The organism is Kribbella sp. NPDC005582 (genome assembly GCF_040605415.1).
Taxonomy (GTDB): domain Bacteria; phylum Actinomycetota; class Actinomycetes; order Propionibacteriales; family Kribbellaceae; genus Kribbella.
The window spans coordinates 1-1,721 of the sequence record NZ_JBEXCU010000014.1 but is presented as its reverse complement, the minus strand read 5'-3'; the positions used below and the strand labels follow the sequence as shown (position 1 = coordinate 1,721).

The 1,721-nt window shown below is 55.5% G+C and carries 1 rRNA gene; it reads left to right on the top strand.

From position 1 onward, the window contains the following. Positions 1-1,721, top strand: a 23S ribosomal RNA gene (locus ABZS29_RS38645); the annotation flags it as partial.

Below are 1,721 nucleotides of genomic sequence, written 5' to 3'. Positions count from 1 at the left end.
GTGACGGCGTGCCTTTTGAAGAATGAGCCTGCGAGTTAGTGGTGTGTGGCGAGGTTAACCCGTGTGGGGTAGCCGTAGCGAAAGCGAGTCTGAATAGGGCGCTTTAGTCGCATGCTCTAGACCCGAAGCGGAGTGATCTATCCATGGGCAGGTTGAAGCGCGGGTAAGACCGCGTGGAGGACCGAACCCACCAGGGTTGAAAACCTGGGGGATGACCTGTGGATAGGGGTGAAAGGCCAATCAAACTCCGTGATAGCTGGTTCTCCCCGAAATGCATATAGGTGCAGCGTCGCGTGTTTCTTACCGGAGGTAGAGCACTGGATGGTCTAGGGGGCTTACCGGCTTACCGAAATCAGCCAAACTCCGAATGCCGGTAAGTGAGAGCGCGGCAGTGAGACTGCGGGGGATAAGCTCCGTAGTCGAGAGGGAAACAGCCCAGATCACCAGCTAAGGCCCCTAAGCGATTGCTAAGTGGAAAAGGATGTGGAGTTGCCCAGACAACCAGGAGGTTGGCTTAGAAGCAGCCACCCTTGAAAGAGTGCGTAATAGCTCACTGGTCAAGTGATTCCGCGCCGACAATGTAGCGGGGCTCAAGCAATCCGCCGAAGCTGTGGCATTCACATATGTACCCGGCCAGGACTTGATCCTGGTCCAGGTGTGTGGATGGGTAGGGGAGCGTCGTGCAGCGTGTGAAGCAGCCTAGTGATGGAGTTGTGGATGCTGCACGAGTGAGAATGCAGGCATGAGTAGCGAATGACGGGTGAGAAACCCGTCCGCCGGATGATCAAGGGTTCCAGGGTCAAGCTAATCTGCCCTGGGTAAGTCGGGACCTAAGGCGAGGCCGACAGGCGTAGTCGATGGACAACGGGTTGATATTCCCGTACCGGCATTAACACGACCCGACCGAACCTACTGATGCTAAGAACTGAAAGTACGGACGCCTTCGGGCTGATGTATGGACCGTTTGACCCTAGGTGGTATTAGGTGCACTGAGGAGTGACGCAGGAGGGTAGTCCAACCGCGGCGATGGTAGGCGTAAGCTGATCCGCGGGCAAGGTGGTAGGGCGAGGCATAGGCAAATCCGTGTCTCATTAAGCCTGAGAGCCGAGGCGGACCCGTTTAGGGGAAGTGGATGATCCCATGCTGCCGAGAAAAACTTCGTAGTGAGTGTTAGAGCCGCCCGTACCCCAAACCGACACAGGTGATCAGGTAGAGAATACCAAGGCGATCGAGTGAACCATGGTTAAGGAACTCGGCAAAATGCCCCCGTAACTTCGGGAGAAGGGGGGCCGGATGCGTTACATGGCTTGCCCATGGAAGCGTTGATGGCCGCAGAGACCAGGCCCAAGCGACTGTTTACTAAAAACACAGGTCCGTGCGAAGAAGTAATTCGATGTATACGGACTGACGCCTGCCCGGTGCTGGAACGTTAAGGGGACAGGTTAGCTGGCTTAGGCCGGCGAAGCTTTGAACTTAAGCGCCAGTAAACGGCGGTGGTAACTATAACCATCCTAAGGTAGCGAAATTCCTTGTCGGGTAAGTTCCGACCTGCACGAATGGCGTAACGACTTGGGCGCTGTCTCAACCGTGGACTCGGCGAAATTGCATTACGAGTAAAGATGCTCGTTACGCGCAGCAGGACGGAAAGACCCCGGGACCTTTACTACAACTTGGTATTGGTGGTCGGTACAACTTGTGTAGGATAGGTGGGAGACTGTGAA